17 protein-coding genes and 1 pseudogene are annotated in these 21,527 nt (G+C 58.6%); 5 read left to right on the plus strand and 13 right to left on the minus strand.

The genetic code is table 11. The annotated features are described in order from the left end of the window. Positions 1-95 precede the first annotated feature (95 nt). Together ACXPVS_RS00965 and ACXPVS_RS00970 are read left to right on the plus strand one after the other, a co-directional pair. Entirely contained in the window at positions 96-1,694 is a 1,599-nt protein-coding gene (locus ACXPVS_RS00965) for a VPA1262 family N-terminal domain-containing protein (RefSeq protein ID WP_458508244.1), read from the plus strand. Next, positions 1,691-3,151, plus strand: coding sequence for a hypothetical protein (locus tag ACXPVS_RS00970; protein WP_458508245.1), 1,461 nt, complete (start codon positions 1,691-1,693; stop codon positions 3,149-3,151). The genes ACXPVS_RS00965 and ACXPVS_RS00970 overlap by 4 nt, the downstream gene beginning before the upstream one ends. A 140-nt stretch (positions 3,152-3,291) precedes the next feature. On the opposite strand, the gene guaA is transcribed toward ACXPVS_RS00970, so the two are convergent. The 4 genes and pseudogenes from guaA to ACXPVS_RS00990 all read right to left on the minus strand — a co-directional run. Continuing rightward, positions 3,292-4,869 (minus strand): glutamine-hydrolyzing GMP synthase, encoded by a 1,578-nt coding sequence (guaA, locus tag ACXPVS_RS00975; RefSeq protein WP_458508246.1) that lies wholly within the window; start codon positions 4,867-4,869, stop codon positions 3,292-3,294. An 83-nt stretch (positions 4,870-4,952) separates the two neighbouring features. Further along, the gene (guaB, locus tag ACXPVS_RS00980) at positions 4,953-6,422 is read right to left on the minus strand and encodes an IMP dehydrogenase (protein ID WP_458508247.1); all 1,470 of its coding nucleotides are present in this window, start codon (positions 6,420-6,422) and stop codon (positions 4,953-4,955) included. 117 nt (positions 6,423-6,539) lie between these two features. Continuing rightward, the gene (locus tag ACXPVS_RS00985; protein WP_458508248.1) at positions 6,540-7,088 is read right to left on the minus strand and encodes a sugar ABC transporter ATPase; all 549 of its coding nucleotides are present in this window, start codon (positions 7,086-7,088) and stop codon (positions 6,540-6,542) included. Between the two features lie 60 nt (positions 7,089-7,148). After that, positions 7,149-7,336 (minus strand): annotated as a pseudogene (locus ACXPVS_RS00990) (sulfite exporter TauE/SafE family protein); the annotation flags it as partial. Between the two features lie 58 nt (positions 7,337-7,394). On the opposite strand from ACXPVS_RS00990, the gene xseA reads away from it, so the two are divergent. The 3 genes from xseA to leuA all read left to right on the plus strand — a co-directional run bounded on the left by xseA (position 7,395) and on the right by leuA (position 11,744). Beyond that, on the plus strand, positions 7,395-8,774 hold the full coding sequence (xseA, locus tag ACXPVS_RS00995; RefSeq protein WP_458508249.1) for an exodeoxyribonuclease VII large subunit: 1,380 nt from the start codon (positions 7,395-7,397) through the stop codon (positions 8,772-8,774). Positions 8,775-8,777: 3 nt separating this feature from the next. Beyond that, positions 8,778-9,599 carry a peptidoglycan DD-metalloendopeptidase family protein gene (locus tag ACXPVS_RS01000; protein WP_458508250.1) on the plus strand — a complete coding sequence of 274 codons (822 nt, stop codon included), beginning with the start codon at positions 8,778-8,780 and terminating at the stop codon, positions 9,597-9,599. A gap of 465 nt (positions 9,600-10,064) precedes the next feature. Further along, positions 10,065-11,744: a 2-isopropylmalate synthase gene (gene leuA, locus ACXPVS_RS01005; protein WP_458508251.1), complete on the plus strand. Its 1,680-nt coding sequence runs from the start codon at positions 10,065-10,067 to the stop codon at positions 11,742-11,744. A gap of 87 nt (positions 11,745-11,831) precedes the next feature. Here the strand turns inward: leuA and ACXPVS_RS01010 are convergent, their stop codons facing one another. From ACXPVS_RS01010 to pilW, 9 genes are all read right to left on the minus strand, one after another. Continuing rightward, positions 11,832-12,623: an amidohydrolase gene (locus tag ACXPVS_RS01010; RefSeq protein ID WP_458508252.1), complete on the minus strand. Its 792-nt coding sequence runs from the start codon at positions 12,621-12,623 to the stop codon at positions 11,832-11,834. After that, entirely contained in the window at positions 12,611-13,759 is a 1,149-nt protein-coding gene (locus ACXPVS_RS01015) for a pyridoxal phosphate-dependent aminotransferase (RefSeq protein WP_458508253.1), read from the minus strand. Before ACXPVS_RS01015 ends, ACXPVS_RS01010 begins: the two co-directional genes overlap by 13 nt. Positions 13,760-13,872: 113 nt before the next feature. Beyond that, positions 13,873-15,342 carry a ribosome biogenesis GTPase Der gene (gene der / locus ACXPVS_RS01020; RefSeq protein ID WP_458508254.1) on the minus strand — a complete coding sequence of 490 codons (1,470 nt, stop codon included), beginning with the start codon at positions 15,340-15,342 and terminating at the stop codon, positions 13,873-13,875. A gap of 139 nt (positions 15,343-15,481) precedes the next feature. After that, a complete protein-coding gene (bamB, locus tag ACXPVS_RS01025; protein ID WP_458508255.1) occupies positions 15,482-16,633 on the minus strand; it encodes an outer membrane protein assembly factor BamB in 1,152 nt (383 codons plus the stop codon). Next, positions 16,626-17,267, minus strand: coding sequence for a tetratricopeptide repeat protein (locus tag ACXPVS_RS01030; RefSeq protein WP_458508256.1), 642 nt, complete (start codon positions 17,265-17,267; stop codon positions 16,626-16,628). Before ACXPVS_RS01030 ends, bamB begins: the two co-directional genes overlap by 8 nt. Positions 17,268-17,307: 40 nt before the next feature. Then, a complete protein-coding gene (hisS, locus tag ACXPVS_RS01035; RefSeq protein ID WP_458508257.1) occupies positions 17,308-18,597 on the minus strand; it encodes a histidine--tRNA ligase in 1,290 nt (429 codons plus the stop codon). A gap of 24 nt (positions 18,598-18,621) precedes the next feature. Beyond that, on the minus strand, positions 18,622-19,731 hold the full coding sequence (gene ispG, locus ACXPVS_RS01040) for a flavodoxin-dependent (E)-4-hydroxy-3-methylbut-2-enyl-diphosphate synthase (protein ID WP_010457850.1): 1,110 nt from the start codon (positions 19,729-19,731) through the stop codon (positions 18,622-18,624). A gap of 3 nt (positions 19,732-19,734) precedes the next feature. After that, positions 19,735-20,769, minus strand: coding sequence for a RodZ domain-containing protein (locus ACXPVS_RS01045; protein WP_458508258.1), 1,035 nt, complete (start codon positions 20,767-20,769; stop codon positions 19,735-19,737). After that, positions 20,769-21,527 (minus strand): type IV pilus biogenesis/stability protein PilW, encoded by a 759-nt coding sequence (gene pilW / locus ACXPVS_RS01050; RefSeq protein WP_458508259.1) that lies wholly within the window; start codon positions 21,525-21,527, stop codon positions 20,769-20,771. The genes ACXPVS_RS01045 and pilW overlap by 1 nt, the downstream gene beginning before the upstream one ends.

Genomic DNA, 21,527 nt, shown 5'->3' on the forward strand with positions numbered 1-21,527 from the left:
CACGTAACGCAGCCAAAAGCCTGCTCAGCATCAAGCGAGGCGCCTGGTACTCAAATTGGACATAATGAGAATTTTAGCCTCCGGCAGCTACCTTCATGAACCGATATGAGCCACCCGAGCCTCGCTCCCCGTTGCCGGAGCTGACCCAGCTTCTCACGCCCGGTACGCTGGGGTTTTATACCCATGTCGAATGTACTGAGCTGTTCGCCAGTCGGCCCGATAATGCAGGCATGATCAATATCTTCACGCTCTTGATTGCCGAGGAACAACCTGATCTCGAGCCAGCGGCTGCCTACTTCCTGACGCCGAAACCTATTCGAATCAAATCGCTCACTGGCTGGAGTTTTGGCCTCCGCCGTTACACGGTACCGATCGAAACGCTCATCCCGGCTCTCACGGCTTTGGAGGCTGGAGAAGGATGGAAACTTTCGGGCGCTGAACTCGAAATTGGCGAGCTTTTGCCAATGCCCGCACAGTTTGTGCCGCCGGACAATGGTGCGCCGGTTCCATGGAACAAACTCCTCAAAAACAATTTCTGGACCGGTTCGCACCTGCTTGAATGGGCCGATCATGGTAAAGAAGCGCTGACGCCATTCTTCGCGGATCCTCGTCGGTTACAAGAGCTATCGGTGCGGGTCGAAAAGCACATCCCACTTCAACTAGCCACAATGTCAGACCGGCTCGGCAACTTGACTGTCCAACTTCCGGTCACCGTGCTAATGGCGAAATTCCAGCAGCTTCAAGACGGGAATTTTCAGATCGAACACGCTTGGCATCCTAAAGCCACTCCACGTCCGTTGATCGCTGCCTGCGAATTGGAACACGACGACATCCTGACTGGCTTTGCTTCAGCGAGGCTACAGGAAAGGATCACTCCCCTCCCGATGCGTGCTGGCCGAGGACTGCATCGGGGCTTCATCTGGGCAGAGCAAGACAGCACGCTCCTCGTCGCCTCCGGACCGGGTTCTTTTATCTCAACCATCTCATTCAACATGCGCTCACTCGATCCGGAGCCACGCATCTTCTCGGTCAAAAACCCGGATGGTAGTAGTGACCTTCGACGAGTAGGTATGACTTCGTTCTCTACTCATAGCCTCGTCGGTGATCCGCAGCCGGACGACAACGGGGGATGGACAGCGAAACGGATGTACACCGAGCAAGCCAATAAGCTCGCTGCCGAGCGCCGCTTTGTTCAGTATCGTCCAACCAGAGGTGATGGAAATGCAGGCCGCCGCAAGGCATTGGATGACTTGCGTGCGCTGATCGTTGCCTACGGCGAAAAAGGCGCCTGGCTATGGGATCCATATCTGTCAGCCCAGGACCTACTCGAAACACTATTTTACTGCCCCTATCAAGGTGTGGACCTTCGCGGCCTGACGACGTCCAAAGCCGGCCCCAGCGACAAAATTCGACAAACACTTGATGAATGTCAAAGCAACTGGCGGGGCCTGAAACTCGAACTTCGAGTACAGAAGGGCGCGGCGGGATGGGACTTCCACGATAGGTTCCTTATCTTCCCATCCGGCCCAGATGGGGCAATGGCTTGGTCGCTCGGCACCTCGGTAAACTCCGTGGGTACGGCGCATCACATCCTTCAGAAGGTCGACAATGCTCAGCTTGTGGTGGATGCCTTCACCGACCTTTGGGAGCTACTCGGCGGACAGGATCATCTAATATGGAGGAGGCCGTCATGAACGCTGCGGATGTTCTTCTCTCGGCTATGGCGGAAGCTACGCGACCTGGGGCGGTCGAAGCCCCCAACTCGCTTCTTGCGGCAATCGAAGCGCAATCTGATCCGTTTCATGCAATTTCTGATGGGGATGCCTGCAACGAGTTATTTGACGCGATCCGATCTCAATTTGCCTTCGTTGAATTGCTCCGACGCGGCAAGCCTCCGAGCGGTGAGGACTTTGACAAACTCACCGGCCTGCTTCGGTGGATCATCCAAGAAGGCGCCGATTGGAACGTAAGCGCTGATCCGAGCCGTATCCGGCTGGTCGCCCTCTTCGTCGTCGGAAAGTTCACAACGATGGAGGCGAATTTCTGGGGCAATGTGCCAGATGACTTCAGGCCCAACGATGAACTACTCGCTTCGCTCGAGAGAGTCATTACGGGCCTGACGATGAGCTTCACAACTAAGGGCTTAGCGCCTCCAATCTGGGAGTTGGAGGCGGTCGAAAAGTTTGAAAAAGCTGATGCCAAAAGCGACTGGATTGGAATCGCACAAGGCTGGCGACTTATCGAGGATGGTTTTTTTCCGGGCATTGCCATTGTGCAGGCTGCCCAATGTCTCGACAGATTTGCACCAGAACGCTTGGTGCAGGCCGTCTCGGGTCTGCGGCAGACCGCACCGGTCATGAGCGTCGTGCTATCGCTCCCCCCCAATGCAGCATTACGCCTCGGCTCTAGGTCGACCAACCCTCATGTCCAGTTCGCAACGACTTACATATCTGTGTCGCTTAGGTCTAACCGCGAGCTACTCAGCGATGATTCCAAGAAGTCTCTGGTCCAGATCTTGGAGAACGTCTCGAAAGATAAGCCGCGCTGGGCTGCCTGGATGCACGTGTTCAACTTATTTCCTTCGCGATTTCCAGAATTACAGACGCCTCTCGGTTGCGCTCTTGCTGATGCGAACGATACGGTCCTTCAAGCCTACGTTGATGCGATTAGCCTGCACGGGGCTGGTCAGCAGACCCGATTTTCAGTCGCGGATTGCCTCCGGGCCTTCCGGGAAAGGGCCATAGCCAAGAAGCGCAAAGCTTTGTGGGATTTTGCTTTTCAGCGTTGGATGTGTTGGAGGTTCGGTCTGAACGGGACTGCTGACAGCCTCATTAAGATCTCTCAGTGTGAGTTGGATTACGCTTTAGTAGGTTATGCCGTCGAATGCCTCGACGGTGACCAGAGGCAGCACATGATTTCCTCACTCATTGAGAAACTTCAGACCGTGGAAAACAACTGGCACCCCGGGATCATGGACTGTATCTCTGAGTGGAACGCAGTGCTATCGGAAATGCAGCCCCTTTTCTTGGCAATCAATATCGAGGGTACAGACGCCGACTGGATCGATGAAAAGCCCACAATGCGACTACCATTCGATCCGGACAAGGAAGCCTATGTGATCCTCAAGTACGGCAGACCTGAAATCGACTAAGCAGCTGTATCCTCACAAAATCAAAAGCCCGCTGCACAAAGCTGCCAGAATTTGCCAGACCCAAAAAGCCAAAAACCCGCAATTACGCGGGCTCCAGGGCATTTCTTGCTAGATGGTGCCGGTCAGTGCCGGACGTCCAATCATTCCCACTCAATGGTCGCTGGTGGCTTGCTCGACACGTCATAAGTGACGCGGGAGATGCCTTCGATTTCATTGATGATGCGGCCGCTGACGGTTTCCAGCAGTTCGTAAGGCAGGTGAGCCCAACGCGCGGTCATGAAGTCGATGGTTTCCACGGCACGCAGGGCAACGACCCAGGCGTAACGACGGCCATCGCCAACAACCCCAACCGACTTAACTGGCTGGAACACCACGAATGCCTGGCTAACTTTGTGGTACCAGTCGGCCTTGTGCAGTTCTTCGATGAAAATGTGGTCGGCGCGACGCAGCAGGTCGGCGTATTCCTTCTTCACTTCACCGAGAATCCGCACGCCCAGGCCCGGGCCCGGGAACGGGTGACGGTAGACCATGTCGTACGGCAGGCCGAGTTCCAGGCCCAGACGACGGACTTCGTCCTTGAACAGCTCGCGCAACGGCTCGACCAGTTTCAGGTTCATCTCTTCCGGCAAGCCACCCACGTTGTGGTGAGACTTGATCACGTGAGCCTTGCCGCTTTTGGCGCCAGCCGACTCGATCACGTCCGGGTAGATGGTGCCTTGGGCGAGGTATTTGATGTTGTCCAGTTTGTTGGACTGGGCATCGAAGACGTCGATAAAGGTACGGCCGATGATCTTGCGCTTCTTCTCTGGGTCGGACTCGCCAGCCAGGTTGTCGAGGAACTGATCTTCGGCATTGGCGCGGATCACCTTGACGCCCATGTTCTCAGCGAACATGGCCATCACTTGCTCACCTTCGTGCAGGCGCAGCAGACCGTTGTCAACGAAGACGCAAGTCAGCTGATCGCCGATGGCTTTGTGCAGCAGCGCGGCAACCACCGAGGAGTCCACACCGCCAGACAGGCCGAGCAGTACGTTGTCAGTGCCGACCTGGGCGCGAATGTTGGCAATGGCGTCTTCAGCAATCTTCGAAGGCGTCCACAAGGCTTCGCAGCCGCAGATATCGAGGATAAAGCGCGAGAGGATGCGACCGCCCTGCTTGGTGTGGGTCACTTCCGGGTGGAACTGCACGCCGTAATAGCCACGAGTATCGTCGAACATGCCAGCGATCGGGCAGCTTGGGGTGCTGGCCAGGATGTGGAATTCCTGAGGCATCTTGGTGACCTTGTCACCGTGACTCATCCACACGTCGAGGCCGAACAGGCCGTCGGCGTCGATGTGGTCTTCGATGCCGTCGAGCAAACGGCTCTTGCCGACCACGTCGACACGGGCATAACCGAACTCACGCAGCTCGGAACCTTCGACCTTGCCACCCAGCTGTTCAGCCATGGTTTGCATGCCGTAGCAGATACCGAAGACCGGTACGCCCAGGTCAAACACGGCTTGCGGGCAGCGAGGGCTGTTGGCTTCGTGCACAGACTCGGGACCGCCCGCGAGAATGACGCCTTTGGGAGCGAATTCGCGAATCGCTTCGTCGTCCATGTCGAACGGATGCAGTTCACAGTACACGCCGATTTCACGCACGCGGCGGGCAATCAGCTGGGTGTACTGGGAACCGAAATCGAGGATCAGGATGCGGTGAGCGTGAATGTCGAGGGCCATGGAGTCAGTCTCGTCTATGGAATTCAGAAACAACTCGGGGCTGAATCAAACAGCCCCGGTTACTTAACTTTTTGCTGGAAGCCTCAACCTACGCGGTAGTTTGGCGCTTCTTTGGTGATCTGTACGTCGTGAACGTGGGATTCGGCCATGCCAGCACCGGTGATCCGCACGAACTCAGGCTTGGTGCGCATTTCTTCGATGTCGGCGCTGCCGGTGTAACCCATCGAGGAACGCAGGCCGCCCATCAGTTGGTGGATGATCGCGCTCAGGGTGCCCTTGTACGGCACACGCCCTTCGATGCCTTCCGGAACCAGTTTCTCGGCGCCTGCCGAGGAGTCCTGGAAGTAACGGTCGGAGGAGCCTTGCGCCTGGGACATAGCGCCCAGCGAACCCATGCCACGGTATGCCTTGTACGAACGACCCTGGAACAATTCGATCTCGCCCGGCGCTTCTTCAGTACCGGCGAACATCGAACCCATCATCACGCTGGAAGCACCGGCTACGATGGCCTTGGACAGGTCACCGGAGAAACGGATGCCGCCGTCGGCGATCAACGGCACGCCAGTGCCTTCAAGGGCTGCGGCGACGTTGGCGATGGCGCTGATTTGCGGGACGCCGACACCGGCGACGATACGGGTGGTGCAGATCGAGCCAGGGCCGATACCGACCTTGACGGCGTCGGCGCCCGCATCGGCCAGAGCCTTGGCGGCAGCGCCGGTGGCAATGTTGCCGCCGATGACCTGAACGTCAGGGAAATTCTGTTTAACCCAGCGAACGCGATCGATCACACCTTTGGAGTGACCGTGGGCGGTGTCAACCACCACCACGTCAACGCCGGCGGAAACCAGTGCCGCAACGCGATCGCCGGTGTCTTTACCGGTGCCGACCGCAGCACCTACACGCAGACGACCTTGATCGTCCTTGCTGGCCAGCGGGTAAGCCTTGGCTTTTTCGATGTCGTTGACGGTCATCATGCCTTTGAGGGCAAATTTGTCGTCGACGATCAGGACGCGTTCGATACGGTGTTTGTGCAACAACTCGCGGACGTCGTTCTTGTCGGCGCCTTCCTTGACCGTGACCAGACGCTCTTTAGGCGTCATCACTTCACGGACGGTGGCATCCAGACGGTTCTCGAAACGCACGTCACGGGAAGTGACGATGCCGACCAGGTCGCCATCGTGCAATACCGGAACGCCGGAGATGTTGTGCAGGCGGGTCAGTTCGAACAGTTCACGAACCGTGGCGTCAGCCTCGATGGTGATCGGGTCCTTGACCACGCCGGCTTCGTAACGCTTGACCTTGCGAACTTCGGCAGCTTGCTGCTCGATGGTCATGTTCTTGTGGATGATGCCGATGCCACCTTCCTGAGCCATGGCAATTGCCAGACGGGCTTCAGTAACGGTGTCCATGGCGGCAGAAACCAGAGGAATATTCAGCTCGATGCCACGGGTTAGGCGGGTCTTGAGACTGACTTCGTTAGGAAGCACCTCGGAATAACCAGGCACTAGGAGAATGTCGTCGAATGTCAGAGCTTCTTGGCTGATACGCAGCATCGCGGGGGCTCCCGAGCGGGAAAATGGAAGCGCGCCATTATAGTCAGACACCCCCTCGGGTTCAATGTAAAACTCTGTCTATTATTAGCATTACTGATATACGGGGATTGTTGCCTCCTACAGCTCGACTTTCACCCAACTGACCGCATGATCGAGCCAATCGGCAAATTCGTCGATAAAGCTCTGCTTGAACCCGGCCTCGGCCCAGTTGTTGAAGATAAAGCCCAGGTTGGAAAAGCCGCATTCCTGCAGAAAAAGAAAGCCATTAATGTCATCTTCATGCCCGCATTCCGGACACGTGAAGTTATCGGTGCGCCCCGGCATCCAGTCTTCCAGGCTTTCGAACAGCGCTTCGCCGATTTCCTTGCGACACTCAGCGCAACCCGCCTCTTCAAGGAAGCCCTTGGCCGGCGTATAGATGCAGCGCTTGGTGATGATTTCCAGGCCATTGATCGGTTCGCCGAACGGCAGCGCTTCAGGATGCAGCACTACAGCGCGGGCACCGTCGGCGATGGCATGAGCCATGCGGTTGCCAGTGCGGCCACAAGTGGTCAGTTCTTCTTTAATGATGTTCTTGCGCACCAGCCAACGCACGACCGCCCGGGCCCGGGGTTCGTGCACCGGCAGGGTGGAGATCTTCGGGACGATGATGCTTTGCGAATTCATGATGCGGCCTGCTGCAACGCTTTAACGAAGCCCGGCAGCATAAGCACCCGGCTTCAGAGGTCAAGTACTCAAATAACGTTCGACCCGCACCAACCAGTCACCAGCCGCACAAACGCCTCGTGGGACATTCTCATGGTCAATCGCCGGCCGATCCACAGCGCCAATACCAACAAGGGTAGCTCGGCGTACACACCTGCGACGGCAAACAGGCTCAAACGCACCACCGCACTGCAACTGAGCAGCGCACTCAGGGGATTTTCGCTGGTTGATAGAGATTCAGCGTCGAATGCCTTTAAACTGCGCCCCATGATTAAAGATCCCTTTGCAAGACTCGGCCTGGACCGTGAAGTCCTGACTGTCAGCCAGCTCAACGGTCGCGCGCGGGTGTTGCTCGAAGACGTGTTCAGCAACATCTGGGTCGAAGGCGAAATTTCCAACCTCGCCCGTCCGGCGTCCGGCCACGTGTATTTCACCCTCAAGGACAGCGGTGCCCAGGTGCGTTGCGCACTGTTCCGGCAGAACGCGGCGCGAGTGCGTCAGGCATTGAAAGATGGTCTGGCGGTCAAGGTCCGCGGCAAGGTTTCGCTGTTCGAGGGCCGTGGCGACTATCAGCTGATCCTCGATACCGTGGAGCCGGCCGGTGACGGTGCGCTGCGCCTGGCCTTCGATGCACTGAAGGAAAAACTCAGCGCCGAAGGCTTGTTCAGCGCCGAGCGAAAAGTGCCGCTGCCGGCGCATCCGCAACGCATCGGCATTATCAGCTCGCCCACCGGCGCGGTGATTCGCGACATCATCAGCGTATTCCGGCGCCGTGCGCCGCAGATCCAACTCACGTTGATCCCCACTGCCGTGCAGGGCCGCGAAGCCACTGCGCAGATTGTCCGCGCATTGAAACTGGCGGACGCCCGCAGTTTCGATGCGTTGATCCTGGCCCGTGGCGGCGGCTCGCTGGAAGACCTCTGGTGCTTCAACGAAGAAGCCGTAGCCCGCGCCGTGGATGCCTGCGTGACGCCGATTGTCAGCGCCGTCGGCCATGAAACCGACGTATCGATCAGCGACTTCGTAGCCGACGTCCGTGCCCCGACGCCGTCCGCCGCCGCCGAACTGCTCGCGCCGGATTCCAGTGAACTGGTCCGCCGGGTCGAAAGCCTGCATCGACGGCTGGTGATGCGTATCCGCGACCGCTTGATGCGTGATCGACTGCGCCTGGAAGGCATGTCCCGCCGCCTGCGCCATCCCGGTGAACGTCTGCGCCAGCAAGCTCAACGCCTGGATGATCTGGACATGCGCCTGCGCCGCGCCTTCGAACGCAGCCTCAATACCCGTCGCGAACGGTTGATCCGTCTGGAAACCCGCCTCGCCGGGCAACATCCCGGACGGCAACTGGCGATGCTCCGTCAGCGCCTCGACAGTCTTGCCGAACGCCTGCCCCGCGCCATGCGCGAAGGGCTCAAATCCCGTCGCCTGCAACTGCAAAGCCAGATGCAGACGCTGCATGTGGTCAGCCCTTTGGCGACCCTTGGCCGTGGCTACAGCATTTTGCTGGACGAACGCGGCAACGCAATCCGCAACGCCACGCAAACCCACAACGGTCAGCGCCTGAAAGCCAGACTTGGCGAAGGCGAACTGCAAGTGCGGGTCGAAGACAATCACCTGACGCCTGTCACCCTTTCTTTACTGGATTAATCCATGCCCCGTTTTTTAGCTCCGCTGCTGTTGCTGTGCCTGACCTTCAATGCCCACGCCGACAGTTACATCACCCGCCTGTTGAACAAACCGGTGCAGGGCGGCGTGGCCGTGGTGGATCTGGGTGCCTCTGCGCAGGCGCCGAAAGCCAGTTATCAAGGCAAGCCTGTGCTGGTGGTCAAGGAACAGAACAACTGGCTGGCGATTGTGGGTGTGCCGCTGACGGTTAAACCGGGCACTCAGCAGATCAGCAGTGGCGGTCGTCATCTGAGTTTCAACGTTGGTAACAAGAAGTACCCGGAACAACACATCACCTTGAAGAACACGCAGCAAGTCAATCCGAACCCAAAGAATCTCAAGCGCATTGAGGGTGAGTTGGCCGAACAGGTCCAGGCTTACCGCAGCTTCAGCCCAAACATCCCGAGCAACCTGTTGCTGGACAAACCGGTCAACGGCCCGCTGTCGAGCAAGTTCGGCGTTCGCCGCTTCTTCAATGGTGAGGAGCGTAATCCTCACGCGGGCCTGGACTTCGCTGTACCGGCCGGTACGCCGATCAAGACCCCGGCGGCCGGCAAGGTGATCCTGATCGGTAACTATTTTTTCAACGGCAACACGGTGTTTGTCGACCACGGGCAGGGGTTTATCAGCATGTTTTGCCACATGTCGAAAATCGACGTGAAGCTTGGCCAGCAATTGGCCCGTGGTGGGGTAGTCGGCAAAGTCGGTTCCACCGGGCGCGCGACCGGGCCGCATTTGCACTGGAACGTCAGCCTGAATGATGCACGGGTGGATCCGGCTATCTTTATAGGTGCATTTCAGCCCTGAATATTGAGTGAGGCGACCGGCCTCTTCGCGCCCTGAGCTTTTCCGTCAACACTGTTTTGCTGTGTCCGGCTCGCTGATCAAAGGCGAGCCTTTCCTCACTGGCTTTAAGAATAGCCGCACCAACACGCTCGATCACCGAAAGCCTTCAATTGCGCATCGCTCAAACCTCGCGCAAACATAAAGACAATCACCGCCGCCTACCGCAATAAAATCTCGATAACCACGACTTTTAGAGGATTTATCTCAATTTTTTTCGACTGCTTGCCATCCTTCATCCTCGCGGTTAGGGTTGAAGGCATGAAAACCTCTCACACCCTCATTCAGCTTCGCCAGCACCGCAGCCTGTGCCTTGTCAGTGCACGACTGCCAGGCTGAATCGCGGTGCCTCGCCCCACGCTTTTCCCCAAGAACATTTGATCCACCGGCAGGCCGCCTTTTTTCGGCCCACACAATAAGGATTTCCCGATGAGCATGCTCAAAGACCCGTCTTCGAAATACCGCGCGTTCCCGACCATCGACATCCCGGACCGCACCTGGCCGTCGAAGACCATTACCGCCGCGCCGATCTGGTGCAGCTCCGACCTTCGTGATGGTAACCAGTCGTTGATCGAGCCAATGGACGCGGTCAAGAAGCTGCGTTTCTGGAAAACCCTGGTGTCGGTCGGCGTTAAAGAAATCGAAGCGTCGTTCCCGGCCGCCTCGCAAACCGACTTCGACTTCGTGCGCACCCTGATCGAAGGCAACCACATCCCGGATGACACCACCATTCAGGTGCTGACCCAGGGCCGTGAAGATTTGATCGAGCGCACCTTCGAGTCCCTGCGCGGGGCGAAGAAAGCCATCGTTCACCTGTACAACGCCACCTCCCCTTCTTTCCGTCGCATTGTCTTCAACCAGGACAAGGAAGGGGTCAAGGCCATCGCAGTGAACGCGGCCAAACTGTTCGTCAAATATGCCGCCCAGCAGCCAAACACCGAATGGACCTTCGAATACTCGCCAGAAACCTTCAGCGCCACTGAGCTCGAGTTCGCCAAAGAAGTCTGTGACGCAGTCATCGAAGTCTGGAACCCGACGCCTGAGCACAAGATGATTCTCAACCTGCCAGCCACCGTCGAATGCGCGACCCCGAACATCTATGCCGACCAGATCGAATGGTTCGGCCGTCACATCAACCGTCGTGACAGCGTGATCATCAGCCTGCACACCCACAACGACCGCGGCACTGGCGTTGCGGCAACCGAACTGGGCCTGATGGCCGGCGCCGACCGTGTTGAAGGCTGCCTGTTCGGCAACGGCGAACGTACCGGTAACGTCGACCTCGTGACCGTGGCGCTGAACCTCTACACCCAGGGCATTCACCCGGAACTGGACTTCTCCGACATCGATGGCGTGCGCAAAGTCGTCGAAGAATGCAACCAGATCCAGGTGCACCCACGCCACCCGTACGTCGGCGACCTGGTTCACACCGCGTTCTCCGGCTCCCACCAGGACGCCATCCGCAAAGGCTTCACCCAGCAGAAACCGGACGCCCTGTGGGAAGTGCCGTACTTGCCGATCGACCCGGCCGACATCGGCCGCAGCTACGAGGCCGTGATCCGCGTCAACAGCCAGTCGGGCAAGGGCGGTATCGCTTACCTGCTGGAACAGGAATACGGCATCAGCTTGCCGCGTCGCATGCAGATCGAGTTCAGCCAGGTGGTGCAGCGTGAAACCGATCGTCTGGGCCTCGAGATGACGGCTCAGCAGATCCACGCGCTGCTGCACAGCGAGTACTTGCAGGCCAACACCCCGTACGCGCTGGTCAGCCATCGCCTGCAGGAAGAAAACGGTCACAGCGCCGTCGAAGTGGAAGTCTCTGGCAAAGGTCAGGGCGAAACCAACCTGCACTGGCGTGGCAAGGGCAACGGCGCCCTGGAAGCGCTGGTGGCCGGTCTGCCAATTCCGGTTGAAATCATGGACTACAACGAACACGCCATCGGTTCGGGCACCAATGCCAAGGCGGCGGCCTACATCGAGCTGCGCGTGAATGGTGAACGTGCGGTGCACGGCGTCGGTATCGATGAAAACATCACCACTGCCAGCTTCAAGGCTTTGTTCAGCGCGCTTAACCGCTCGCTGAGCCAGCCGGAAGCGAAAGCGGCGTAAGCCTTCGCTGTAATGCAAAAGGCCCCTAGGTGAAAACCTAGGGGCCTTTTTGTTGATCGTTCCCATGCTGCGCGCAGGAACGATTGGTTACGTGAGCTCGAACGTATCCGCATCCAGGTTCGCCGGAAACCGCGTGCGATACGCCGCCAGTTCCGCCGCGTCCAGAACGACCTTAAACACGCCATCCGCTTCGCCAGCACTGAGCAATGTCTCGCCCTGGAAATCCAACACCTGGCTATCACCGGTGTAGGCAAACCCCTTTCCGTCAGTACCAACGCGATTCACTGCCGCCACGTAACAAAGGTTTTCGATGGCCCGCGCTGGTAGCAAACGGTTCCAGTGCTGACGCCGTGCACCCGGCCAGTTGGCGGTGTACAGCAGCAAATCGGTGTCCTGAGCATCGCGGCTCCAGACCGGGAAGCGCAGGTCGTAGCAAATCAGCGGACGCACGCGCCAACCCTTGAGTTCGAACTGTACCTGACGCTCGCCGGGGGTGAAGTGATGGTGCTCGCCGGCCATACGGAACAGATGGCGCTTGTCGTAGTGCCACACCTCCCCGTCCGGCCGCGCCCACAACAGGCGATTGCGATGGCTGCCGTCAGCCGCCTGGACGATCACACTGCCAGTGATCACCGCATCCAGTTTCGCAGCCTGAAGCCGAAGCCATTTGCTGGTCGGACCATTTTCTGACTCGGCGAGGGTCGCGGACTCCATCGAGAAACCGGTGGTGAACATCTCCGGCAGGATGATCAGGTCAGCGCCGCGAGCCTGTTCCAGCAACGACTCGAAATGCTCCAGATTGGCCTGACGATCGTGCCAGGCCAGGGTGGTCTGGATCAGCGCAATATTCAGATTGGGTAGTGCACTCAGATCACGCATAGTTTTGCCGCTGCTTCACGCAGGGTCTCCTCACGTTTGGCGAAGCACAGGCGCACTAAGCGCTGGCCTTCGGGCGGGGTTTGGCAGAACACCGAGATCGGGATGCTCGCCACGCCATGTTCGCGGGTCATCCACAACGCCATTTCGACATCATTGAGGTCCGGGCGGACCTGCGAATAATCGACCAACTGGAAATACGTGCCGGCCACGCGGGTAAAACTGAAGCGCGACGGCGCCAACAGATCGCAGAACAGATCGCGCTTGGCCTGATAGAAGGCCGGCAGTTCTTCGACGTGTTCAGGGTGTTCGGCCATGTAATCGGCCAAGGCGTATTGCAACGGCGTGACGCCGCAGAAACTGACGTACTGGTGAACCTTGCGCAGCTCGGCGGTGAGGGCCGACGGTGCGACCACGTAGCCGGTTTTCCAGCCAGTGACGTGATAGGTTTTGCCAAAGGAGCTGACCACGAAAGCACGCGAAAACAGCTCTTCGTGATTCAGCACGCTGATGTGGGGCATGCCATCGAACACCAGGTGTTCGTAGACCTCATCGCTGACGACATAGATGTCGCGGTCGCGAATCAACGCTGCCAACTGATCCAGCTCGGCACGACTGATCAGCGCGCCGCTTGGGTTATGCGGGGTGTTGAGGATGATCATCCGCGTGCGTGGGGTAATGGCTTCACCCAGCTTATGGAAGTCGATGGCGAAGTCATTCAAACCCAGTTGCACATGGACACAGCGACCACCGGCCAGCTCAACCGAAGGTTCATAACTGTCGTAGGCCGGATCGGAGACGATCACTTCGTCGCCGCTGTGGATAACCGCCTGAATGGCGCAAAAAATCGCCTGGGTTGCACCGGGCGTGACGGTCACCTCATGCTCGGCATCCACATTGACGCCGTAGCTGCGGGCAATCTTCGCCGCAACCTGCTGACGCAATGCAGGAAGGCCGGTCATCGGCGAATACTGGTTATGGCCATTGGCGATATGCCGACCGACCGCATCGCACAGGGCTTGCGGCGCATCGAAATCGGGAAATCCCTGGGACAGATTAAGCGCCCCGGTTTGCGCCGCGAGCTGAGTCATCTGAGTGAAGATAGTGATGCCGACATTCGGCAGTTTACTGGTGATCATCGGTGATTCCCTGCTCTACACCCGGCTCTACGGCGGCGCGGGAGAGCCCGAGAATAGCCCAAACGGCAGGTATGAAAAAGGGCGCCATGGGCGCCCTCTTCCGCTTGCCTGAATCAGCGCTTATCGCGGCGCTTTTTGTCGGCTTTCTTGTGGTGCGACATCATGCGACGCTTCTTGTTGACCTGACGGTCGGTGAGCGAGTTCTTTTTGCTTTCGTACGGGTTTTCGCCGCCCTTGAACTCGATGCGGATCGGTGTACCAACCAGCTTCAAGACACGACGGTATGTGTTTTCCAGATACCGCACGTAAGACTTCGGCACTTTCTCGATCTGGTTACCGTGAATCACGATAATCGGCGGGTTGGCACCACCCAAGTGGGCATAACGCAGCTTGATCCGGCGGTTGTTGACCATCGGTGGCGCGTGCTCACCGACCGCATCTTCCAGAATCTGGGTCAGGCGGTTGGTTGGCCAGCGGGTCACCGCGGACTTGAACGAGTTCTGTACGGAGGCGTAGAGGTTGCCCACGCCCGTGCCGTGCAGGGCCGAGATGAAGTGGATGTCGGCGAAGTCAACGAAGAACAGTCGACGTTGCAGCTCGACCTTCACGAAGTCGCGCTCACCCGGCGTCATGCCGTCCCACTTGTTGATCGCGATAACCAACGCACGACCCGCTTCCAGGGCAAAGCCCAGCAGGTTGAGGTCGTGGTCCACCACGCCTTCGCGGGCGTCCATCACGAAGATCACCACGTTGGCGTCTTTGATCGCTTGCAGGGTTTTGACCACGGAGAATTTTTCGACTTCTTCGTGGATCTTGCCGCGCTTGCGCACACCGGCGGTGTCGATCAGCGTGTACTTCTCGTCGTTACGCTCGAACGGGATGTAGATACTGTCGCGAGTGGTGCCGGGTTCGTCATACACGATCACCCGGTCTTCACCGAGCATGCGGTTGACCAGAGTGGACTTGCCGACGTTCGGGCGGCCGATGATCGCGATCTTGATCCCGTCTTTTTCGCTTGGGCCAGGAATGCGCTTGGCTTCCTCACCTTCGGCAACGATCTCTTCTTCGCCGTCTTCCGGCTCTTCTTCGTCTTTCGGGAAGTCGCTCAGGGCGATTTCCAGCATCTGGGTGATGCCACGACCATGAGCACCGGCGATCGGGATCGCATGGCCCATGCCCAACGGGGCGAACTCGGCGCGAGCCATTTCAGGGTCGATGTTGTCGACCTTGTTGGCAACCACGTAAGAACGCTTGTTACGTTTGCGCAAATGCTCAGCGATCATCTGGTCGGCGGCGGTGAAACCGGCCTTGGCATCTACCAGGAACAGAACGACATCTGCTTCTTCAATGGCCAGCAGCGACTGCTCGGCCATTTTTTCGTCCATACCGTGCTCGTCACCGGAGATACCGCCGGTGTCGACCAGAATGTAGGAACGCCCTTGCCACTTGGCCTCACCGTATTGGCGATCACGGGTCAGACCGGACAAGTCGCCGACGATGGCGTCGCGAGTCCTGGTCAGGCGGTTGAACAAGGTGGACTTGCCGACGTTCGGTCGGCCCACCAGGGCGATTACGGGAACCATGCGGCTCTCCACTTCGTTATTTCAGAAAATACAAAAGCCGCTGCTAGGCAGCGGCTGGTGCTCGGGGCAGCGCTTGAGGGCGCTGCGAACCCCGTGTTACGGGGCTGCCTGGGGTTTAACCCCAAGCATAGTCAAACCTTTACTTAATGGTCAGGGCTTCCAGTTTGCCACTGTTGCCATACAGATAAATCGTGTCACCCACCACCAGCGGACGAGCACGCAAGCCGTCGCTGTCGATGCGCTCGCGGCCGACGAAACGACCGTCCACCTGGCTCAGCAGATGCAAGTAACCTTCCATATCACCGACTGCAACATAGCTGGAGAACACTTCCGGAGCCGACAGTTGACGACGGGCCAGCAAATCGTTGCTCCACAAGGCTGTGGTGGAACGTTCGTCGACGCCTTCAACGGTGCCCGAAGCCAGGCTCACATAGACGTTGCCAAAACCCTGGGCGACACCGGCGTAGCTGGAAGCATCACGCTGCCAGAGCTGACGTCCGCTTTCCAGATCCAGTGCCGCAACGCGACCCTGATAGCTGGCGACATACAGCGTACCGCCGGACAGCAGCAGGCCGCCGTCGATATCGACAACGCGCTCCAGTTCCGAACGACCTTGTGGAATCGCTACACGTTGTTCCCACACCGGCACGCCGTTGGAAATATCGAGAGCGACTACTTTACCGGTCGACAGGCCAGCCACCGCGAGGCGGTTAGTAACGATCGGCGCACTGGTGCCACGCAAGGTCAATACCGCTGGAGTGCTGTCATACAACCAGCGCTGGGTCCCGGTAGCGGAATCCAGGCCGATCAGACGGTCATCCTGAGTCTGAACGACAACGACATCACCGTTGTTGGCAGGTGGTGCGAGGACTTCACTGGACACGCGAGCGCGCCATTTCTCTTCGCCGTTGACGGCGTCCAGGGCAACGATTTCACCCTTGATCGTACCGATCAGGAGCAGACCGTAACTGACGCCGACAGCGCCGGAAACAGGCAATTCGAGATCTTTCTTCCATTTGACGTCGCCATTGCTGCGATCCATCGCCATCACCACACCGGTGACGTCGGCGGCATAGATGGTATCGCCATCGATCGCCGGAACCAGCATGTTGTACGATTCGCCCTGACCGTCACCGATCGAACGACTCCACTGCTTTTGCAGAACCACTTCTTCTTTGAAGTCGGTCAACTCGGCCGGCGGCAGTTCTTTTTTGCTGTTGCTGCTGCAACCCGCGGCCAATATGGCCAGAGCCAGCAATGCTGCATGTTTCCAACGAATCACGTCACGCATCCCCTTTGGCCAGGTCGTCCAGCTTGATTTGTAGGCCACCCACTGCCGCTTCATCCGACAGTGCAGCCTTGGCTTTTTGATACGCAGCGTTCGCTTCATCGGTACGACCCAACAGCACCAGCAGGTCGCCTTTGAGTTCTTCGCGAGTGGCCAGGAATGCTTTATCGGCATCGCCTTCGAGCAGCTTCAAGGCTTCATCGGCCTTGTTCTGCGCGGCCAGCACCTGCGCCAGACGCTGACGAGCAATTTCGCCCAGCGCCGGGTTGGCCGGCTTGGCGACAATGGCTTTCAGCTCGCTGGCTGCATCATCCAGCTTGCCGCTGTCGACCGCGACTTTTGCCACGAACAGGCTGCCGTACTGCGCGTAAGCGCTACCGCCGAACTCGCTGTTGAGCTTGGCGGCCAGGTCCGCAACACGGGCCGCATCAGGCTTGCCGTCTGGCGTCAGCGTGGTTTCCAGCAGTTGCTGATAGAGCATCGAGGCGCCTTGCGACTGATTGCTCTGATACTTGTGAAAGGCTTGCCATCCGAACACGATGACCAGCGCCAACAGGCCGCCAGTGACCAGGGGCTTGCCGTTGCGTATCCACCAGTCCTTCAAATCCGCCAGATGTTCGTCTTCGGTACTCGACACCCCAATACTCCTTAATCGCTAAATCGGCTGTTTGACAGCTTCAACCCTGCACGACGCAGGTGGCCAGGTGTGCAGCAAGCGCATCCCAGGCAATGCTTTGTTGTTCGCCCTGGCCACGCAGGGGTTTGAAACCTACCACTTGCTGGGCCATTTCGTCGTCACCGAGGATTAGCGCGTATAACGCACCGCTCTTGTCGGCTTTCTTGAACTGGCTTTTGAAGCTGCCGGCGCCGGCATTCACTTGCAGGCGCAGGTTGGGCAATTGATCACGAACACGTTCACTCAGGGCCAGCCCGGCCAGCTCGGCGGCTTCACCGAAAGCGCAGAGGTAGACGTCGACCTGACGGGAAATCTCTTCCGGGATCTGCTCCAGGGTTTCAAGCAACAGCACCAGGCGCTCGATGCCCATGGCGAAACCAACGCCCGAGGTCGGCTTGCCGCCCATTTGCTCGACCAGACCATCGTAACGACCACCGGCACACACGGTGCCCTGGGCGCCCAATTGGTCGGTGACCCATTCGAAAACGGTCTTGCTGTAGTAATCCAGCCCGCGAACCAGCTTCGGGTTGATCACGTAAGGAATGCCGGCGACGTCCAGACGAGCCTTAAGGCCCTCAAAGTGCACGCGGGATTCCTCGTCTAGGTAGTCGGCCATTTTCGGCGCGTCGACCAGCACCGCTTGAGTGTCGGCGTTCTTGGTATCAAGAACCCGCAGCGGGTTAGTTTTCAGACGGCGCTGGCTGTCTTCGTCCAGCCTGTCCAGGCGGGCCGAAAGGAACTCGACCAGCGCATCGCGATAACGACCGCGGGACTCGGCGGTGCCCAGACTGTTGAGCTCGAGCTTGACCGCATCACGGATGCCCAGTTCGCCCCACAGGCGCCAGGTCAGCACGATCAGCTCGGCATCGATGTCCGGACCGTCGAGATTGAAGACTTCGCAACCGATCTGATGGAACTGGCGATAACGGCCTTTCTGCGGACGTTCGTGGCGGAACATCGGCCCGATGTACCAGAGTTTCTGCACCTGGCCACCACCGGTGATGCCGTGCTCAAGCACTGCACGCACGCAGGCCGCCGTGCCTTCGGGGCGCAGGGTCAGGGAGTCGCCGTTACGGTCGTCGAAGGTGTACATCTCTTTTTCGACGATGTCGGTCACTTCACCGATGGAGCGCTTGAACAGCTCGGTGAACTCGACGATCGGCATGCGGATCTGCTTGTAACCGTAGTTATCCAGCAAACGCGAGACGGTGCCTTCGAAATGACGCCACAGGGGAGTCTGCTCGGGCAGGATGTCGTTCATGCCACGTATGGCTTGCAGAGACTTGCTCACTATAAATCCTTAAATTCGTTCGACTTAGCCGCGCGCAATGACTGCTGCGTCAGCTTCGACCTTCTCGGCCGCTTTCTGACGGATCAAGCGTTCAAGCTCATCCACCAGATTGTCATTCGTCAGTTTCTGCGACGGCTTGCCGTCGATATAAATCAGATTTGGCGTGCCGCCGGTCAAGCCGATATGAGCTTCCTTGGCTTCGCCCGGTCCGTTGACCACGCAACCGATGACCGCGACATCCAGCGGCACCAGCAGGTCTTCGAGGCGCCCTTCCAGCTCGTTCATGGTTTTAACCACATCGAAGTTCTGCCGCGAGCAGCTCGGGCAGGCGATGAAGTTAATGCCACGGGAACGCAGGTGCAGGGATTTTAGAATGTCGTAGCCGACTTTCACTTCCTCGACCGGGTCAGCCGCCAACGAGATGCGAATAGTATCGCCAATCCCTTCGGCGAGCAGCATACCGAGGCCCACGGCGGATTTCACCGTGCCTGAACGCAAGCCACCGGCTTCGGTGATGCCCAGGTGCAGCGGCTGGACGATTTCCTTGGCCAGCAAGCGGTAAGCGGCGACGGCCATGAACACGTCGGAGGCTTTCACGCTGACCTTGAAGTCCTGGAAATTCAGACGTTCAAGGTGCTCGACGTGACGCAGAGCCGACTCAACCAGCGCAGCCGGAGTCGGCTCGCCGTATTTCTTTTGCAGGTCTTTTTCCAGGGAGCCGGCGTTCACACCGATACGGATCGGAATCCCGCGATCACGGGCCGCATCGACTACGGCACGCACGCGGTCTTCGCGACCGATGTTGCCCGGATTGATTCGCAGGCAGTCAACACCCAGTTCAGCTACGCGCAGAGCGATCTTGTAGTCGAAATGGATGTCGGCAACCAACGGCACTTTGACCAGTTGCTTGATCTTGCCGAAGGCTTCGGCGGCGTCCATGTCCGGCACAGAGATGCGCACGATATCGACGCCGGCGGCTTCCAGGCGATTGATCTGGGCCACGGTGGCTGCGACATCATTGGTGTCGCTGTTGGTCATGCTCTGCACAGCAATAGGCGCATCGCCGCCCACCGGCACGTTACCGACCCAGATCTTGCGGGATTCGCGACGTTTGATTGGAGATTCGCCGTGCATGACTTATTGACCCAACTTCAGGCGAGCAGTCTCGCCACTGGTGAACGGAGCGACATCAACCACCTGCCCGTTGTAGCTGACCTGCGCGCCACGGGCAAAGCCCAGACGCACGGCAAACGGTGGCTTGCCGCTCACGGAAACGTTTTCGCCTTTGCGCTTGAGACCGCTCAACAGCACCTTGCCGGTGCCATCGGTCACTTGCGTCCAGCAGTCGGCGGTGAACTGCATTTGCACCTGGCCCTGGCCGGCTACCGCCGCAGCCGCTGCTGGAGCGGGAATGGGAATGGTCGGCGTCACCGAAGCGCTCGCAGGCGGGGTCGATACAACAAGAGCAGTCGGGGCTGGCGCGGCCGGAGTCGCGACAACCGGAGCGGTGCTGTGGGCAGGTGCAACAGGCGTTGGCGCTGGTGCAACCGGTGCAGCAGGCGCAGTCGCTTCAGCTTCAGCCGGCGCTTCATCCGACGTCTCGGCTTGCGGCAACGCAAGAGCGGTTGCACCGTCAGCCTGACCTTCCGCGACGGCCTGGTCTTCCGGCTCGTCCAGCGGATGGATCTGGGTGGTGCCGTCAGCGCCTTCGACTTCAACGTGCTCCGGGCTCAGGCTAATCAGGTCTTTGGCGCGCAGTGAGGTTTGATCCTGCCACCAGATAAAACCACCACCAATCACCGCGATCAGCAACAACAGGCTGACAATTCGCAAAATAGTGTGGGAAACCCGAACCGGCTCTTCGATACGTCCCAGGCTATGAACGTTGCTGCCCTGGGAGTCGGTGCCGGTGGATTGGTCGAACTGCTGGACCAGTAAGGTTTGATCCATGCCCAGCAATTTTGCGTAGGCGCGAATATAACCGCGAGCAAAGGTATGTCCAGGCAGCTTGTCGAAAGCGCCGGCTTCCAGATTGCTCAGGGAATTGACGGTGAGGTTGAGCTTGAGGGCCACTTCGGCCAGCGACCAGCCATTGCTTTCGCGGGCCTGGCGCAAGGTCTCACCGGGGTTAACGCGATTCGCTGCTACAACTTCGGGATGCACCGCTTTCATCATTGCTCCGACAGGTATTGCTGATATTCCGGCGTACCGGGATAGAGTCGTTTTAGTTGCAGGCCAAAACTGGCGGCCTTGTCGCGATCATCAAACACTTTTGCCAGCCGAACACCGAGCAATAGACTACGTGCATTTTGCTCGGTGAGCAGGCTAAAACGATCGTAATAGTCACGCGCGGGCACATAATGCCTGTCTTCGAAGGACAACTCAGCCATTTCCAGCAATGCACGTGGCTGTCGGCGATTCAAACGCAGGGCTTTTTCCAACTGCTGCTGGGCCAGGTCACGCTGCCCCAGCTTCGAAGCGGTCATTCCGAGGTTCTCGAACACCCGCGAACGCTCAGGATACAAGGTATCGGCGGCGGCCTGCTCAAAGCGTTCGTAAGCCTCTTGGTACCGTTTCTCTTCGAAAAGAAAACTGCCGTAGTTGTTCAGCGTTCGCGCATCGTTGGGGCGGGAAGACAGCGCCTTGCGAAAATGCTGATCCGCCAGCTCCGGCTCCATCTCGGCCTGGAATACCAGACCCAGCGCAGCGTTGGCATCCGGATCCGAGTCATCCAGATCCAGCGCTTTCTTCAACGGCACTTTCGCCCGTTCAGTCATGCCCTGCTGCAAGTACCCCAAACCCAGCTGCACATAGGCAACGCGCGCTTCATCGCGACCCTTGCTGGTCTTCATCGGGTTGAAATCGCCCGACAGGACACAACCAGCACACAGGCTGGCCAACAGCAAAAGCAGCGCGAAGCGCAGGGGCAT

This window comes from Pseudomonas sp. Ma2-10 (assembly GCF_054330215.1).

What these genes read in the sequence shown, in the direction of transcription:
- ACXPVS_RS00985 (WP_458508248.1), bottom strand. Translation starts at nt 7,088, where the DNA reads ATGAATTCGCAAAGCATCATCGTCCCGAAGATCTCCACCCTGCCGGTG.
- bamB (WP_458508255.1), bottom strand. Translation starts at nt 16,633, where the DNA reads ATGCGTGACGTGATTCGTTGGAAACATGCAGCATTGCTGGCTCTGGCC.
- ACXPVS_RS00970 (WP_458508245.1), top strand. Translation starts at nt 1,691, where the DNA reads ATGAACGCTGCGGATGTTCTTCTCTCGGCTATGGCGGAAGCTACGCGA.
- ACXPVS_RS01015 (WP_458508253.1), bottom strand. Translation starts at nt 13,759, where the DNA reads ATGATCACCAGTAAACTGCCGAATGTCGGCATCACTATCTTCACTCAG.
- ACXPVS_RS00965 (WP_458508244.1), top strand. Translation starts at nt 96, where the DNA reads ATGAACCGATATGAGCCACCCGAGCCTCGCTCCCCGTTGCCGGAGCTG.
- ACXPVS_RS01045 (WP_458508258.1), bottom strand. Translation starts at nt 20,769, where the DNA reads ATGAAAGCGGTGCATCCCGAAGTTGTAGCAGCGAATCGCGTTAACCCC.
- der (WP_458508254.1), bottom strand. Translation starts at nt 15,342, where the DNA reads ATGGTTCCCGTAATCGCCCTGGTGGGCCGACCGAACGTCGGCAAGTCC.
- ispG (WP_010457850.1), bottom strand. Translation starts at nt 19,731, where the DNA reads ATGCACGGCGAATCTCCAATCAAACGTCGCGAATCCCGCAAGATCTGG.
- ACXPVS_RS01010 (WP_458508252.1), bottom strand. Translation starts at nt 12,623, where the DNA reads ATGCGTGATCTGAGTGCACTACCCAATCTGAATATTGCGCTGATCCAG.
- pilW (WP_458508259.1), bottom strand. Translation starts at nt 21,527, where the DNA reads ATGCCCCTGCGCTTCGCGCTGCTTTTGCTGTTGGCCAGCCTGTGTGCT.
- xseA (WP_458508249.1), top strand. Translation starts at nt 7,395, where the DNA reads ATGATTAAAGATCCCTTTGCAAGACTCGGCCTGGACCGTGAAGTCCTG.
- guaB (WP_458508247.1), bottom strand. Translation starts at nt 6,422, where the DNA reads ATGCTGCGTATCAGCCAAGAAGCTCTGACATTCGACGACATTCTCCTA.
- guaA (WP_458508246.1), bottom strand. Translation starts at nt 4,869, where the DNA reads ATGGCCCTCGACATTCACGCTCACCGCATCCTGATCCTCGATTTCGGT.
- leuA (WP_458508251.1), top strand. Translation starts at nt 10,065, where the DNA reads ATGAGCATGCTCAAAGACCCGTCTTCGAAATACCGCGCGTTCCCGACC.
- ACXPVS_RS01000 (WP_458508250.1), top strand. Translation starts at nt 8,778, where the DNA reads ATGCCCCGTTTTTTAGCTCCGCTGCTGTTGCTGTGCCTGACCTTCAAT.